Source organism: Vulcanimicrobium alpinum (assembly GCF_027923555.1).
Taxonomy (GTDB): domain Bacteria; phylum Vulcanimicrobiota; class Vulcanimicrobiia; order Vulcanimicrobiales; family Vulcanimicrobiaceae; genus Vulcanimicrobium; species Vulcanimicrobium alpinum.
Genome location: NZ_AP025523.1, coordinates 2,219,654 through 2,233,514 on the forward strand (window position 1 = coordinate 2,219,654; position 13,861 = coordinate 2,233,514).

A 13,861-nucleotide genomic window follows, 5' to 3' on the forward strand; every position below is an offset into this window, starting at 1 on the left:
TGCGGCACGTCATCCTAGGGTCGCAGGAACGACGGCGTCCAACGCGACTCGAACGCCGAAGGCGCGTTCGAAGAGGTCGGCTTTGGCCGTCGCGGCGTCGAGTTCGTCCGAGACGTCACCGTCGGCCTGCGCGGTAACGTGCACGATCCCGTTTTCGAGCCCGGCCGCCACGTCGTTCACCAGGCCCAGGTGCCGGATATCGAGGCCGTCGGCGATGCGCAGCAGCGCGGCCAGCATGTCGACGCGCCGCCGGTCGGGCGCATCGAGGGCGGCGTAGTCGAGGTGCGTCGGCTTGGGCATCGCCTTGCGGTAGTAACGCGCGATCTGCGCGACGAGAAGCCGCTCCTCGTCACGCCAGCCGGGCAGCGGCGTGCTCCGGATCAGGTAGGCGGCATGCTTGTGGTGGCCGCTGTCGGAGACGAATCGGCCGATGCCGTGTAGGATCGCCGCCGCCCAGAGCAGGTCGCGGTCGCCCGGTGCCAGACCGTGTAGCGGCGCAAGCCGCTCGAAGAGGACTAGCGCGAGCCGTGCGACGTGCCGCTGGTGGCCGCCCAGGTGCTCGTAGCGCTGGGCCAGGCGCTCGACGGCGTCGAGGCGCGCGGCGCGCTCGTCGCCCAAGCGTTCGGCGAGCAGACGATCGCGGTGCGCGAGATCGACGACGACGCCGTCGCGCAAGGCGCGCTCGCACACCACGATCTCGTCGCGCCCGAGCAGCGAGAGCGCCGCGATGAGCACCGCATTCCCCGCAACGATGATGTCGGCGCGGCGGGGGTTCATCCCCGGCATGCGGCGCCGGTCCGCCTCGGTCATCACCAGCATCTTGCGCTGGAGCGTCTCGAGCCGCAGGCGGCTGAGGGTGTAGCCGTGGACGCGTTTGACGGTCAGGCCGCGCGCTGCGGCATCGAGCGCCGCGAGGCCCATGATGGTCCCGGACGTCCCCAGCGCCAGATCGATCCGGTAATGACGAATACGTTCGGTCAGGGGCGCGAGGACGCCGGTGACGTGCGCGTCGAGCTTGCGCGCCGCGCGCAGCGGATCGGGACGCCCGCGCAGATACGCGTCGTAGAGGCGCAGGCTTCCAAGCTTCACGGAGTCGACGAGGTAGGGCCGCTCGCCGTCGGCGACGACGAACTCGGTCGAGCCGCCGCCGATGTCAATGATGCACGCGACGCGGTCGTAGAGCGGATACCCGTTGGCGACGCCGAGGTGGATCAGCCGCGCTTCTTCGGCTCCGTCGAGAATCTCCAGACGCACGCCGGTGCGCGCCTCGACCAGGTCGCGAAACTCGCCGCCGTTCGCCGTCTCGCGCACCGCGGACGTCGCGACCGCGCGCACCCGGTCTGCGCCGCGTTCGTGCGCCGCTTCCGCGAATCGCGCGATCGCGTCGACGCCGCGTTCCATCGCCTTGCGCGTGAGCCGGCCATGTTCGAGCGCATCGTCGCTGCCGAGCCGCACCATCTCGCGCGCTTTGTAGACGACACGCGAGGTGTCGAACGCCGCGTCGAGTTCGACCACGATCAGATGGATCGAGTTGGTGCCGACGTCGATCGCGCCGAACAGCATCGAACGCCTAGGCGGGCTTCGTGCGTACCTGAACGCCGGCTGCGCGTTCGTAGAACTGCGCCACCGACGTGTAGTCGTCGCGGCCGTGGCCTTCGCCCGACGCCGCGGTGTACATCTGGTACGCCAGCGCGCTCGACGGCATCGCGACGCCCATCGCGCGCCCGGAATCGAGCGCCGCGGCAAGATCCTTGCGCAGGAGATCGAGCGCGAAGCCCGGCGCGAACGAACCCGCGAGCCAGCTCTTGGGCAGCCAGTTCTGCAGGAGGTAGTTCGCGCCGGTCGCGGTGCCGATCACTTCGAGCACGGCGTCGATGTCGGCACCGGCCTTCGCGGCGAACGTCAGCGCTTCGATGTTCCCGAGCACCGTGTTGGCGATGATGATCTGGTTGACGAGTTTGACCACCTCGCCCATCCCCGGCGGGCCGACGTGGCGCGGCGTTCCCATCCCCAGCAGCACCGGCTCGGCATCGCGGTAATCCTCGGGCGTGCCGCCCGCCATGATCGTGAGCGTTCCGCTGGTCGCGCGTGCGGGGCCGCCCGAAACGGGCGCATCGACGAAGCGGAATCCGCCCTCGCGCAGCCGCGCGCCGATCGCGCGCGATGCGATCGGCGAGATCGTCGACATGTCGATGAACAGCGTCCCCGGCTTGGCGCGCAGCGTCGCGCCGTGCTCGCCGAAGAGCGCGTCTTCGACCTGCGGCGCGTCCGGGACGCAGAGGACGACGACATCGCTCGCGGCGCCGACCCCTCCCGGATCGCCGCCGTCGCGCGCGCCGAGCGCCATGAGCCGTTCGAGCGCCCTGCGATCGCGATGCGCGCAGGCGGTGACGGGGAACCCCGCGCGGAGCAGCGATGCGGCCATCGGCTCGCCCATCGCTCCCAGACCGATCATCCCCAGCGGCGTTGCCATACGAGCGCCCGCGTACGTCGCGCGGGCGCGCGCGGCCTGCCCTGCGAAGAGCGCGCGCGATGGCTGCGCTGCTGGCGTTCGTGCGATTGACCCGGCCGCTGTTTCTCTACGGCGGGTTCGCAGGCGTCGCGCTCGGCGCCGCGGTCGCCGCCTGGACCGGACACCGCCTCGACGCGGCGACGTATCTGTGGGCGCAGGCGATGGTGACGTCGCTGCACCTGATGGTGCACTACGCGAACGACTACTTCGATCGCGAGGGGGACGCGCATGCCGCGCAGACACCGTGGTCGGGCGGAAGCGGCGTGCTCGTCGCGGGCGCACTCCCGGCGCGCGCCGCGCTGACCGCGGCGCTCGTGTGCGGTGCGGCCGGCCTCGCGCTCGCGCTGCGTTTCGCGGCGGCAGGCGACGCCGTCACCGCTGTGATCGGCGTTGCGATCGCGGCCGGCGCGTGGTGCTATTCGGCGCCGCCGATTCGATTGGCGGCGCGTGGACTCGGCGAACTTGATACCGCGCTCGTGGTCGCGGTACTCGTTCCGTGCGCCGGATATGCGGCGTTTGCACGCGCGATCGACGAACCGATCCTCGCCGCCGTCACACCGCCGGCGTTCGCGATGTTTGCGATGATGCTGTGCGTCGAGTTGCCCGACGCGGGAGCGGATCGTGCGAGCGGGAAGCGGACCCTCGTTGTCCGCTGGGGACCGGCGCGCGCGTGCCCGCTCATCGTCGCGAGCGCCTCGATCGCCGCCGCGGTCGCGGTGTCGGTCGCATGGCAAACGGGGTCGACTTGGCATGCGCTCGCGTTGCTGCCGGCCTTCGCATGCGCGATCGCGTTGGCGCGATGCGTGCGGCGCGACCCCCATACGGCGACGATGGCCTTCTGGGGTGTCGCCCTTTGTGCGACGGTCGTCACGGGACTTGCAGCGGCGTACGCGTTCGGCGCGCTCGGATTCTGACGACACACGCGATTATGCCGCGCTCACCTCATGGCGTTCGCATGCCGCATCGCCGACGATGTCGCAGAACCGGCGCGTCAGCACGATCGCTCCGTCGCGCGACGCGACGTCGAGAACGGCGCAGCCGATTCTCGACATGCGGCGGCGCGTTCTCGCAGCAATTCATGATCGCGGAGGTTCTGCGCCATCCCGGCAGCGCGCTCGAACTCCACGCGAGCCTCGGCGACGCGGCCGAGGCGCTGCAGCAGACCACCACGGACGCTGGGCAGCAGGTGGTATGTCTTGAGTAGCGGTTCATCGACGAGTTGGTCGACGCACTCAAGTCCGGCCGCCGCGCCGAACGCCATGCTGACTGCGACCGCGCGATTGCGTTCGACGATCGGCGAGGGCATGCGCTCGGCGAGGGCATCGTAGAGTGCCGCGATGCGCGGCCAGTCCGTCTCCTCGGCCGTATTCGCGCGCGCATGGCAGGCGGCGATCGCGGCCTGCAGCGCGTATGGCCCGAGCGTTTGCCCCAGGCGCTCCGCGCGGGCAAGGGCCTCGAGGCCGCGCCGTACGAGCACACGATCCAAGCGCGAGCGATCCTGATCGAGCAGCAGCACCGGCGCGCCCGACGGTCCGGCGCGCGCACGCAGCCGCGACGCCTGCAGTTCCATCAGCGCCGCCAAGCCGTGCACTTCAGGCTCGCGCGGGACGAGCTCGGCGAGGATGCGGCCGAGACGCAGGGCGTCGGCGCAGAGTTCCGGGCGCATCCAGTTGTCGCCGGCGCTGGCGCTGTAGCCCTCGTTGAAAACGAGGTAGATCACTTCGAGCACCGCTTCGAGGCGCGCGACGAGTTCGGCGCCATCGGGCACTTCGAAGGGGACGCGCGCTCCGGCGAGCGTGCGCTTCGCGCGCACGATGCGCTGCGCGATCGTCGCCTTCGACACGAGGAATGCGCGCGCGATCTCTTCGGTAGTGAGGCCGCCGAGCAGACGCAGCGTCATCGCGACACGCGCATCCTTGCCGAGCACGGGATGGCACGCGATGAAGATGAGCCGCAACAGGTCGTCGCCGACGGGATCCGCCGCTGCGTCGTCGGTTGCACGGCCGGCCTCTTCGAGTTCGCGCACCAGCGCGCGGCCGAGTTCCTCGTGACGTTGCGCAAAGCGCGTGCTGCGGCGGAGGTGATCGATCGCGCGGTGCTTCGCGGCGGCCATCAGCCGGGCGCCCAAGTTCTCGGGGACGCCCGACTGCGGCCACCGTTCGAGCGCGGCGACGAGGGCGTCGCCGGCGAGTTCTTCCGCGAGCCCGACGTCGCGGACGATGCGTGTGGCCCGGCGATCAGACGTGCCGACTCGATCCGCCCAACGGCCTCGATCGCCCGCTGCGTGTCGGGCGCCGCCACGATGTCGGGGATTACCCTCGGCCGTTCAGGTTCAGGGCGCGCTCACGTTCCACGGCCGGACTCGGCCCGAAGTCCTCGGGGCAGAACCCCTGTCTCGCTGCTCGGGCTGGCTTTGACGATGCGTAAATCGCACGGTGCGTACTCCTTCATTGGGTCGGGTTCTACGGAGACGTCGAACGAGTGTGGCAGAAATCGACAGACGCCGCCAAGGGGCGGGACGACCGCCGTCGTTGCGCCGTCGGGCCCCGCGAGGGACAATGAGCGCAAGGGCGCCCGGGCGAAGGCGTCGGGCCGACCACTACCGCGACCGGGAGAACCGCCAGGATGCTTGCTTCGATCCGCCGTCCGACGTTCGAGGAGCTCAACCTCTCGACGGGTAAACGCGCGCGCCTCTACGACATGATGTACGGGCACGGCCCCGGCAACGGGACCCTGATGCTGCTGCCGATCGACCAGGGCCTCGAGCACGGCCCGATCGATTTCTTCGACAACCCCGACGCGCTCGACACCGACTGGGTGCTGCGCCTGGCGGTCGAAGGCAATTTCTCCGGGATCGCCTACCATATCGGGCTCGCCGAGAAGTATCACAAAGAGTACGCGGGCCGCGTCCCGCTGGTCCTCAAGGTCAACGGCAAGACCAACGTGCCGCCCGACGACAACTCATTTTCGCCGTTGACGTCGAGCGTCGAGGACGCCGTGCGTCTGGGCGCGAGCGCCGTCGGTTACACCGTGTACGTCGGCTCGCCGGCGCAAGATCGCGATATCCAGCAGGCCAACGGCGTGCGGCGCGCGTGCGAGAAGTACGGCATGCCGCTGATCGTGTGGTCGTATCCGCGCGGCTCGGCGGTGAAGGCGAAGGGCGGTCAGGATTCGCTCTACGCGGTCGACTACGCGGCGCGGGTCGCGTGCGAGATCGGCGCCGACATCGTGAAGCTCAACGTACCGCATTCGGAGACCGCGCCCGAGGCGTCGCCGAAGCCCTACAACACGACGACGATGAGCGAGATCGATGGTCTGCGCAAGGTTGTAAAGTCGGCGGGGCGTACGCTTGTGCTCGTCTCGGGCGGCTCGAAACTCAGCAACGACGACACCGTGCACAAGGCGCGCATCGCGATGGAAGCCGGCTGCGTCGGATTGATCTTCGGACGCAATATGTGGCAGCGCACGTGGGACGACGCGACCGCGATGGCGGGGCGCATGCACGACCTCATGAAGGAGTTCGGTCAGTAGTGAATACCGCGACGGTCGAGAGCCGGATCGAAACCGCTCTCGACCGGATTCGGCCCATGATCCGACGCGACGGCGGAGACGTGTGGCTGATCAAAGTGGAGGACGCGATCGCGTACGTGCAAATGATCGGCGCGTGCGGCGGATGCCCCGCGTCCAACGCCACCCTCAAAGGCGGGATCGAAGCCGTCGTGCGCGAGGACGTTCCCGAGATTCTGGCGGTCGAACAGCTGTAACGGGGATCGTCCCGCGAGGTAGGGCCGCACAGCGGCGGCTTCGTCCTGGCCGTCGGAGCCGAGCGCCACGGGCCAACTTTTTCGCGGCTCTAATCACAACGTCCGCCGGTAGCGGCCGAACGCAAGTGGGATGCCTAGCGCCGTCTAAACCGTATCGATGCGATCGCTTGCTGCTGAATTTCCGTCGAGCGCGTTGAGCGCAGACAAGGGCAGTTGACTTCGAGTGCGGGGCTTCACAGGAACAGTGCCGACCAACGTGGCGGCTTCACACAAAAGGTGACGAGCGCCGTCTGCGTTTGGCGCCAGCTCTGAAAGTAAGAAATTCCCACGTCCCAGCGAAGGCCGACGGCCCAAACGCCGAAGACGAGGGCGAGTGCAAAGAGCGTCCAGCACGCGATGCCGGTTCTTCCCGGCCCGAGCATTATCGCACAGCCTCAATACGGAACGCGAGTGTGGTTCGGCCTCGAGAATGCGTCCGCCTGTTAGAGAAATGCCGGAACCGCACGCTTTTGAGGGCGTAATATCGCTCCGGAGCTACTACGCGAATCGACTCGACCGCGGCCGCCATGTGAGGTCTAGACGAAAAAAGAACGTTTGCTTCCTTCTGATCTCGTGGCATCGGCGAAACGAGCAGACCGTCAGAGACCGTCGCCGCTATGAGTCTCCAGCTCTTCCTCGTTCCATCGCGATAGTGCACCTCGATAACAACCATCGGAGCACGCCACACGAGCGTCGCAACCTTTCCAAACAACGTCGGCGCGAGGTCGAGCGACGCCTCGATCATGTCGCCGGGGTTTCTTAACTTCGGTACCGCGACGGAGGTGTTCAACGTTGCCGGCACCGTGATACTCGGTTCCGGCGACGACTTGCATGAGTTTGTACGCTGTCTGTTCAGCACCATGAATGCGCCGGACGCCGGCGTCGCCGCCTCAAATGATCCCAGGCGATAGCGGCAAATCAGTTCCATGAACGTCGCCGGCTCGGACGCCAACGGGTACCGCTCGTCGAGATCCCAATACCGAAATAGCGTAAGGTCGGCGCCGTGCGCCGTAAGCGCATCGCGATCGATGTAATCGAGACGCGGCGTGTAGGCGCTGTAACTCTGAAAAACGGGCAACGGTGACCAGCGGAGCTGATTCGCATACACGATGGCGGTTTCACCGGGGAGTACGTCGACACTGGCCGTGCCGATGCGCCGTTTCACATTGTCGGAAAGCTTGTCACCTGCGATGAGCTCCGTCGTACGCTGCTGCGCTTCGGCCGCCGTGGGCACCGGGGCGAGCAGGTACCGCGCACCGAGCGCGACCCGCTCGACACGAAACAGCGCCGCGATCCTTCCATGGAACATGATCCCGGTCAATGACAGACCGACGGTGGCCGTGGCCATCGCAAGCGCACCCCACAGGCGGGCCGTGCGTCCATTCTCCGCCATTGCGACGAGCGGCGCCGCGACGCTGGCGATGCAGAAGAAATGCAGCGCGTGCCAATCGGCGCGGACAAAGCCATGCTTCCACGCCAGGAAAACCGCGACGATGATCGCGACGCCTAAGGCTTTGTTATCGCGGGGAAGAACGAGGGCTGCGCCCGCGATGATCGCGGCGATTCCGGCAGCGATGAGTGCCTCGAGCGCAGGGCCTGGCAGCGACATCGCACTTGAATAGCCGGCTGAGATTTCGGTCGCTCCGACGAGGTATTGCGCAACACTGTTCAACGACCAACCGAAGGCGGCTAAAAGACCACCCGCGACGACGATCGTCAAAGCGGCCAAGGATATCAGTGCCGCGCGACGCCGGCTGCAAATTCCGAAAGCGAACTCGAACAGCCAGTAGACGGACGCCGTCGCAAACGTGGCAAAACCGAGCGTGAGTTTCGATAGGAATCCAAAAAGGCAGACGGCCGCGATGACGAGTGCGATCACCACCGCCTGGCGCCGATGATCCGCGACTGCGCCCAGAAAGAAAAGCACTCCAGTGTATGCCACGTAATCGAGGCCATCGGCGGCAGCTGCGACCGCGAACCCCGTGATTACCATTACCCGCGACACGATGCCGTCGTGCCGGCTGCACACCAGCCAGCATCCCACGATGGCGAAGACCACGATCAGCAGGCTGCCCAGAGCCGCCGATCGCGCGAGCATCGGATGCGGGACACCTTCAAGAACGTAGCCAAGAGGTCCGAACGTGAAGATGAGATCCTGACCGAAACGCAGATGCCCGAGCGCCGCCATCGTCAGGCCCAGGCGCCACGATCCATCAAGGTTGGTCAACCCGAGATGCGCGATCTCCGACGTTTCCGGCTGAACGATGTCGAGCAAGAACAGCAGCGAGAGGACGACGGCGAGGGTGCGGACGACGATGCGCTTCGACGCGAGGCTCTTTGACTTCGCGATGAGCGCAGCGAAGCGGAGCGACGTCAGTGCCCGCAGCTGCCCGCCGGCGTCCGTGGCGAATCCGCGCCGTGACGCGGGCTTGTGGGGGCCGCTGATTCGCTCTTCTTCCTCGATCGCCCGGGGGGCAGTCCCGAGAGGATCGATCGAACGAGTCGGCACTATATGGCGTGCGATCGGCTGAATTCGTCGGCGGCGACACCAGCGTGCGATCACAGTTGACCCCGGCGCCGGCGCCACGGCTGCGCGAACGCGGTAACCCGACCCATAGCGTCAGCCGCGGCGCTAGGCGCGAACGCCGCGCCCCCGATCGCCACGATTCCAGCCAGCAGTCCCAGAACGGTAGGCATCCGCATGATCATGAAGAGGGGAGATGTCCGCGAAAGAACCTGACGCGAATAGTTGGACCAGCTTGTTTCGGCGAGACCATCGGGCGGATAGGGATGCGGTGTGAAATACGATGCTCCGCCGCCCAAGGCGGGATGCAGGAATGCGGCCAGCGAGATCCCGACCGCGAACAGCGCCGTACCTGCGGCAAGCCACAGCGCCGGACGCGGACCGTACACGAAGCGGCCGACGATCGCAGCCAGCATCGTCCACACGCCGATCAGAAACGGTGCGATTATGGTATCCCACGGCAGCATCGCCGCTACGAGGCCGCCGCCCGCGATCGATCGCCAACGCTCGTATCGAACGAGCACGAACAGCATCGCGGGAAAGGCGAGCGCGAGCTGGTGGTAGTGGACGTGCACCCCGAGGAACACCGCGAATGCCGGAGGGATGAGCACGGCCGCCGCCGCGTCACCATCGCGGCGGACGAATCGTTCCGCGGCGACGATCCCTAGCAGCGTCATCACCGCGAACGTCAATGACCCTGCTGTAATAGCGGGGCGCGCCGCGATACCGATCGACGTCAGCAGCGAAGTAAGGCTGAATTGCCACTCGTAGGCGTTGGCTGAGGCATGTGCGGGGAGGACGTCCCGTAGGTACACGGTCGTCACCGCCGGACCCACGAGCACCACCGACGCCCCGGCGAGCGCGATGCCGCCGAGAAGCAGGGAGATCCGCATGCGCGGCACCAGGACCAAGGCTCCGAGCAGCGCCGGCAGTGCGACATGCGGTTGCACCGTGGCGGCGAGGAGGCAGCACGCCGCAGCAGCCGGCCGCGAACGCTGTAGGAGGTACGCGGAGGCTGCGAACGCGAGGAGCACGATTGCAAACGGCTGGCCCCGCAAGATCGCGTCCGACCATGCGATCGGAGCGAGCGCGACGGCGACGACGAAAAGCGGTGCACGGGTGACCCGTGCGAGTAAGAACACCGCCAGCGTCATCGCTGCGGCCAGCAGAGCCCCGTAGACGATCATCGCGCTCGAGAACGGAAGGGCGGAGAGCGTCGCGTATGCGAGGAGAGCGAACGGGGGCAACGGAGCCGGAAGCGCGACTAGCAGCCCCGTGAAAAAATCGGCGCGTGGTTCGCGAACTGCCCGTTCAGCACGGTTTTCGGGAGGTCGGCGGACCTCTCGAAGCCCGTTGCCGAGCGGTTCATCTCGAAAACGCCCCCTCGGGTCAGCATGACTTCGCATCATGTCGCGGCCCTCAGATTGCGTATCCTGATCAAGTTGTACGCCGCGGCCGTCCAGCGCACAATGTCGCCGACCAGATCAAGCCCGCGGAAATGCACCTTGCGCAATCGGCCGATCGTCTTGCCCCACCCGAAGCTCTCCTCGATCAACTTGCGCCTGCGTTGACTCACCGTGTAGCCCGGATGGCGGACGGTTCGGCGGTCGATCGCGCTGCGGCGACGGGTCGTATTTTGAGCAACGTGCGGCGTCACGTTGAGCGCTCGCAACGCCTCGACAAAGTCTTTGGTATCGTACGCCTTGTCGGCGCCGAGCGTGATTCGGTTGCTTCCGCTGACCCCGCGAATCAATTCCAGCGCTGCTTCGCGTTCGGCGATCCCGGTCGCGCGAGTGGTCTTCACGCCGACGATCAAGCCGTTGCGATTCTCCATCAGAGCATGTCCGAGATAGCCGAGAATCGCCGGCGCGCCGCTGCTCTTGCGGTACAACCGCGCGTCCGGATCGGTACTCGAGACGTGCGTCTCGTTGCTGCGCGGCCGGCCACGAAAGTTCACGCCCTCGTTGCGACCGCCGCTCGAGGTCGGCGGTTCGTCGTCCGACTTGGGCCGAAAGCTCTTGTGGCTGGCCCACGCCTCGATTAGCGTCCCATCGACGGTGAAATGCTCGTTCGAGAGCAGTTCGTCGGCACGCGCCCGCTCGACCACGGCGGCGAAGAACCGCTCGGAGATTTCGCCATTCAAGAACCGATCGCGGTTCTTGCTGAACGTCGAGGGGTCCCAGATCTTGTCGTCCATGCTCAAGCCCACGAACCAACGAAAGAGCAAATTGTAACGCAACTGCTCCAGCAGCATCGGCTCGCTGCGGATCGAGTAGAACATTTGCAACAGCAAGGCTCGCAGCAGCTTCTCCGGCGCGATCGATGGCCGGCCCCGTCGGGAGTAGAGCTTGGGAAACTCCGGCGAGAGTTCGCGCAGAATTTTGTTGACCATCACGCGCATCGGGCGCAACGGATGATCGCCGGGCACGGTGTCTTCCGGCTGCAACGTCGTCCAAACGGATGCACGCTGCTCATCATGAGTCCGCATCGGCCGCAACCTCACCAAGGTATGAGGAGACTTGCTCTTATAATACGCGAAAAACGCCGTCACGCCAACATCAACTCGGCCGATTTTTCATCAGCCTGCTAGACGAAGGCTCGCGCCCTCCCACGGCGGCCCGGCGTGCTGCTCGCACCGCTGCAGCGGCTGCTGCAAATAGGGATTCGCATGGTGCACCAGGACAACCCCGCCGCACCAGAACGCCCGGAAGTCCGCCATGACGTCTGCACTGAGACGACTCGTCAGGGTGATCCCGAGGATCGTCAGCCCAAGCCCGAGCGCCGCCGCCCACTCGTAGCGCACCACCCATACGCGGCTGAGACGCGCGCCGATCACAAGGGAGCGTCCGCTGCGTCGGACCGACTGCGCGGAGGCGACGTCGCAATCAGCGCCGGACGCACGTAGAGCCGTGCATGCGTGTCGGCTCCGATCGAGCGCCACTCGTTGGGCGCCTCCGAAAGCAAACTATCCAGGGCGCTGTCCCGGCGGACGAGCACCGCGTTGACGTGATACGCCTCAAGGACGTCGTTCCATCCGGTGTTGCCATTGAGCACTCGCAGGTACTTCGTCCATATTGCCGCCGGATACGGGTCGCAGCGTCCGTCCATGAAAAACGCCGCCGGACGTGAGTCGGCCAGAAAGAGACTGCACCATGCGAAGTCCTCGCAAAACACGCGCGGTGTCGTGCGCGCTTCCGCAAGGAGTGTCTGCGCCGGGCCCACCGGCAAGGTCTGCGCGGCAATCGGCGCTCCCCGCCACGACAATACCGCAACGACGACAGCAACGGCAGCAGCTGCGCCCACCGTGCTCCATGCGACGCCGCGCTCGACGCGCGAGCGATCCTTTTCCCGCCCGCGCGAGACGGGAAGGGCCGCGAGCGCGATGGGTGCCGTAGCCAACGCGAATACCGGGACGTTGCGAACGGCGCCGAACAGCAGCACCGAAAAGGCGATTGCGAGGATGCGGTCACGCGCCGACGCCCGAACGCCGAAGGCAGCCAGGATCAGAAGCAATGGAAGGGCGCCCAGAGTGAACGACGCACTATCGACGCTCGTCGCACCCCACTCGGCGATTAAATGCCGGATCGGGCTCGTCGTCAAGCCGACGGCGTACCGCAACAGATCCGCGCCTAGTGGCGTTGCCAGCGTCGCGGCGGCCGCGCACGCAAAGACGCTTGCATAAAGTGACACCGCACGCGACCAGCGACGATCTTGCAGGACCGCCGCGATCCCAAACAGCAGCACGATTGCAGGCGCAAGAAAGACGCTCGCATGCAGGTTCGCCCACACCAGCGTCACCGGCACAACGAGCCACGACCATCGGTCTTCCCGTTCGAGCAGCGTTAAGACGACGGCGACGCCGGCCCATCCGACAACTTGCGCGCGGACGCCGTACGATTGCATGAGCGCGAGCCCGCACAAAAGCACTGCCGCAGACGAAAGCACCGGCGAGACGCCGCGGCGCTGACTACGCACGATGACGAGCGCCAGGGCGACCCCCGTGAGGATCGCGCATGCCAACGGCACCGCCCACGGGATGCCGCGATCGACCCCCAGCGCCAGCGCCAGTGAAAAGAGCCACTCGTGCGGCGTCCATGGCGCTCCTGCCGCGGCAAATGTCTCAGCGCCAAGGGAGCGCGGTATGGCGTGTTCGTGCAGGATGCGTTCGCCAAGCCAACGCTGCCAGAAACGATCGCCGTCAGCAGGTGGAAACTTCAGCGCGATCGCCACGAGCCTCGCCTCGATCGCGGCAAAGCACACCCACGGGATCACACGGTCCGGGTCGATGCGCATCAGATCGAGACGGCCGCGATTCGCTCGGCACCGGCGCGCATTTCGACTGTCGATGCTGCGAACGCACTGCGGCCGATCACGATCAGACCACAGGCCAGACCGACGAGCGTCGGCAACCGCAGCCACTGCGTGAGCAGGGACGGGCACGCTAAACTTGCGTGCGAGAAATCACCCCAACTGCTCTCAGCAAGTGCGCCGGGCGCATAGGCGTGCGCGACAAAGTGCACCGGCGGCGGTCCAAAGCCCGCCAGCGCGAGAATCAGCAGCGAGAGCGCAAGCACAGCGGACACGGCCGTAAGGACCAAACCCCGCCGCTCACCGACGGTGAGGCGACCGAAGGCGCCGACCAGCACGGGCGACACGCCGGTAAGCACGCTCGAACTCGGCACATTCCAGGGAATCATGCTCAACGCGATGCCGGTCTCCGCCAGCATCCGCAGCTTCGAATACCGCTGGTAGACGTAGATCATCGCCGAAAACGCGACAGCAAGTTGTTGAAAGTGCACGTGGACGCCGCCGAACACGCCACGGAAAAGAGCCACTCGTGAGGGGTCCACGGTGCTCCCGCAGCCGCGAAGGTCTCCGTCCCCAACGATCGCGGTATCGCGTGGTCGTGAAGGATCCGCTCCCCCAGCCATTGCTGCCAGAGACGATCGCCGTCGGCGGGCGGAAACTTCACGGCGATAGCGATCAGCTGGGCTTCGACCGCGGCGAAGCACACCCAAGGAA

11 protein-coding genes and 1 pseudogene are annotated in these 13,861 nt (G+C 66.6%); 3 read left to right on the forward strand and 9 right to left on the reverse strand.

What is annotated here, in order from left to right:
• Positions 1–9 precede the first annotated feature (9 nt).
• Complete coding sequence (locus WPS_RS11455) at positions 10–1,563, reverse strand: Ppx/GppA phosphatase family protein (protein WP_317994614.1); 1,554 nt, start codon at positions 1,561–1,563, stop codon at positions 10–12.
• Between the two features lie 7 nt (positions 1,564–1,570).
• Positions 1,571–2,473 (reverse strand): NAD(P)-dependent oxidoreductase, encoded by a 903-nt coding sequence (locus tag WPS_RS11460; RefSeq protein ID WP_317994615.1) that lies wholly within the window; start codon positions 2,471–2,473, stop codon positions 1,571–1,573.
• A 59-nt stretch (positions 2,474–2,532) separates the two neighbouring features.
• On the opposite strand from WPS_RS11460, the gene WPS_RS11465 reads away from it, so the two are divergent.
• Entirely contained in the window at positions 2,533–3,426 is an 894-nt protein-coding gene (locus WPS_RS11465) for a prenyltransferase (protein WP_317994616.1), read from the forward strand.
• 77 nt (positions 3,427–3,503) lie between these two features.
• Here WPS_RS11465 and WPS_RS11470 read toward each other — a convergent pair.
• A pseudogene (locus tag WPS_RS11470) lies at positions 3,504–4,813 on the reverse strand (RNA polymerase sigma factor).
• Between the two features lie 324 nt (positions 4,814–5,137).
• Here WPS_RS11470 and WPS_RS11475 point away from each other — a divergent pair.
• Positions 5,138–6,043 (forward strand): class I fructose-bisphosphate aldolase, encoded by a 906-nt coding sequence (locus WPS_RS11475; protein ID WP_317994618.1) that lies wholly within the window; start codon positions 5,138–5,140, stop codon positions 6,041–6,043.
• A complete protein-coding gene (locus WPS_RS11480; protein ID WP_317994619.1) occupies positions 6,043–6,276 on the forward strand; it encodes a NifU family protein in 234 nt (77 codons plus the stop codon). Before WPS_RS11475 ends, WPS_RS11480 begins: the two co-directional genes overlap by 1 nt.
• A 421-nt stretch (positions 6,277–6,697) precedes the next feature.
• Here the strand turns inward: WPS_RS11480 and WPS_RS11485 are convergent, their stop codons facing one another.
• The 6 genes from WPS_RS11485 to WPS_RS11510 all read right to left on the reverse strand — a co-directional run bounded on the left by WPS_RS11485 (position 6,698) and on the right by WPS_RS11510 (position 13,656).
• Complete coding sequence (locus WPS_RS11485) at positions 6,698–8,824, reverse strand: hypothetical protein (protein WP_317994620.1); 2,127 nt, start codon at positions 8,822–8,824, stop codon at positions 6,698–6,700.
• A 50-nt stretch (positions 8,825–8,874) separates the two neighbouring features.
• Entirely contained in the window at positions 8,875–10,086 is a 1,212-nt protein-coding gene (locus WPS_RS11490; protein WP_317994621.1) for a glycosyltransferase 87 family protein, read from the reverse strand.
• A gap of 158 nt (positions 10,087–10,244) precedes the next feature.
• Entirely contained in the window at positions 10,245–11,327 is a 1,083-nt protein-coding gene (locus WPS_RS11495; protein ID WP_317994482.1) for an IS5 family transposase, read from the reverse strand.
• A gap of 90 nt (positions 11,328–11,417) precedes the next feature.
• Positions 11,418–11,675 (reverse strand): hypothetical protein, encoded by a 258-nt coding sequence (locus WPS_RS11500; RefSeq protein ID WP_317994622.1) that lies wholly within the window; start codon positions 11,673–11,675, stop codon positions 11,418–11,420.
• Positions 11,672–13,132 (reverse strand): hypothetical protein, encoded by a 1,461-nt coding sequence (locus tag WPS_RS11505; protein WP_317994623.1) that lies wholly within the window; start codon positions 13,130–13,132, stop codon positions 11,672–11,674. Before WPS_RS11505 ends, WPS_RS11500 begins: the two co-directional genes overlap by 4 nt.
• The gene (locus WPS_RS11510) at positions 13,132–13,656 is read right to left on the reverse strand and encodes a hypothetical protein (RefSeq protein WP_317994624.1); all 525 of its coding nucleotides are present in this window, start codon (positions 13,654–13,656) and stop codon (positions 13,132–13,134) included. The genes WPS_RS11505 and WPS_RS11510 overlap by 1 nt, the downstream gene beginning before the upstream one ends.
• Positions 13,657–13,861 lie beyond the last annotated feature (205 nt).

What these genes read in the sequence shown, in the direction of transcription:
- WPS_RS11495 (WP_317994482.1), bottom strand. Translation starts at nt 11,327, where the DNA reads ATGCGGACTCATGATGAGCAGCGTGCATCCGTTTGGACGACGTTGCAG.
- WPS_RS11465 (WP_317994616.1), top strand. Translation starts at nt 2,533, where the DNA reads ATGGCTGCGCTGCTGGCGTTCGTGCGATTGACCCGGCCGCTGTTTCTC.
- WPS_RS11455 (WP_317994614.1), bottom strand. Translation starts at nt 1,563, where the DNA reads ATGCTGTTCGGCGCGATCGACGTCGGCACCAACTCGATCCATCTGATC.
- WPS_RS11460 (WP_317994615.1), bottom strand. Translation starts at nt 2,473, where the DNA reads ATGGCAACGCCGCTGGGGATGATCGGTCTGGGAGCGATGGGCGAGCCG.
- WPS_RS11505 (WP_317994623.1), bottom strand. Translation starts at nt 13,132, where the DNA reads ATGCGCATCGACCCGGACCGTGTGATCCCGTGGGTGTGCTTTGCCGCG.
- WPS_RS11475 (WP_317994618.1), top strand. Translation starts at nt 5,138, where the DNA reads ATGCTTGCTTCGATCCGCCGTCCGACGTTCGAGGAGCTCAACCTCTCG.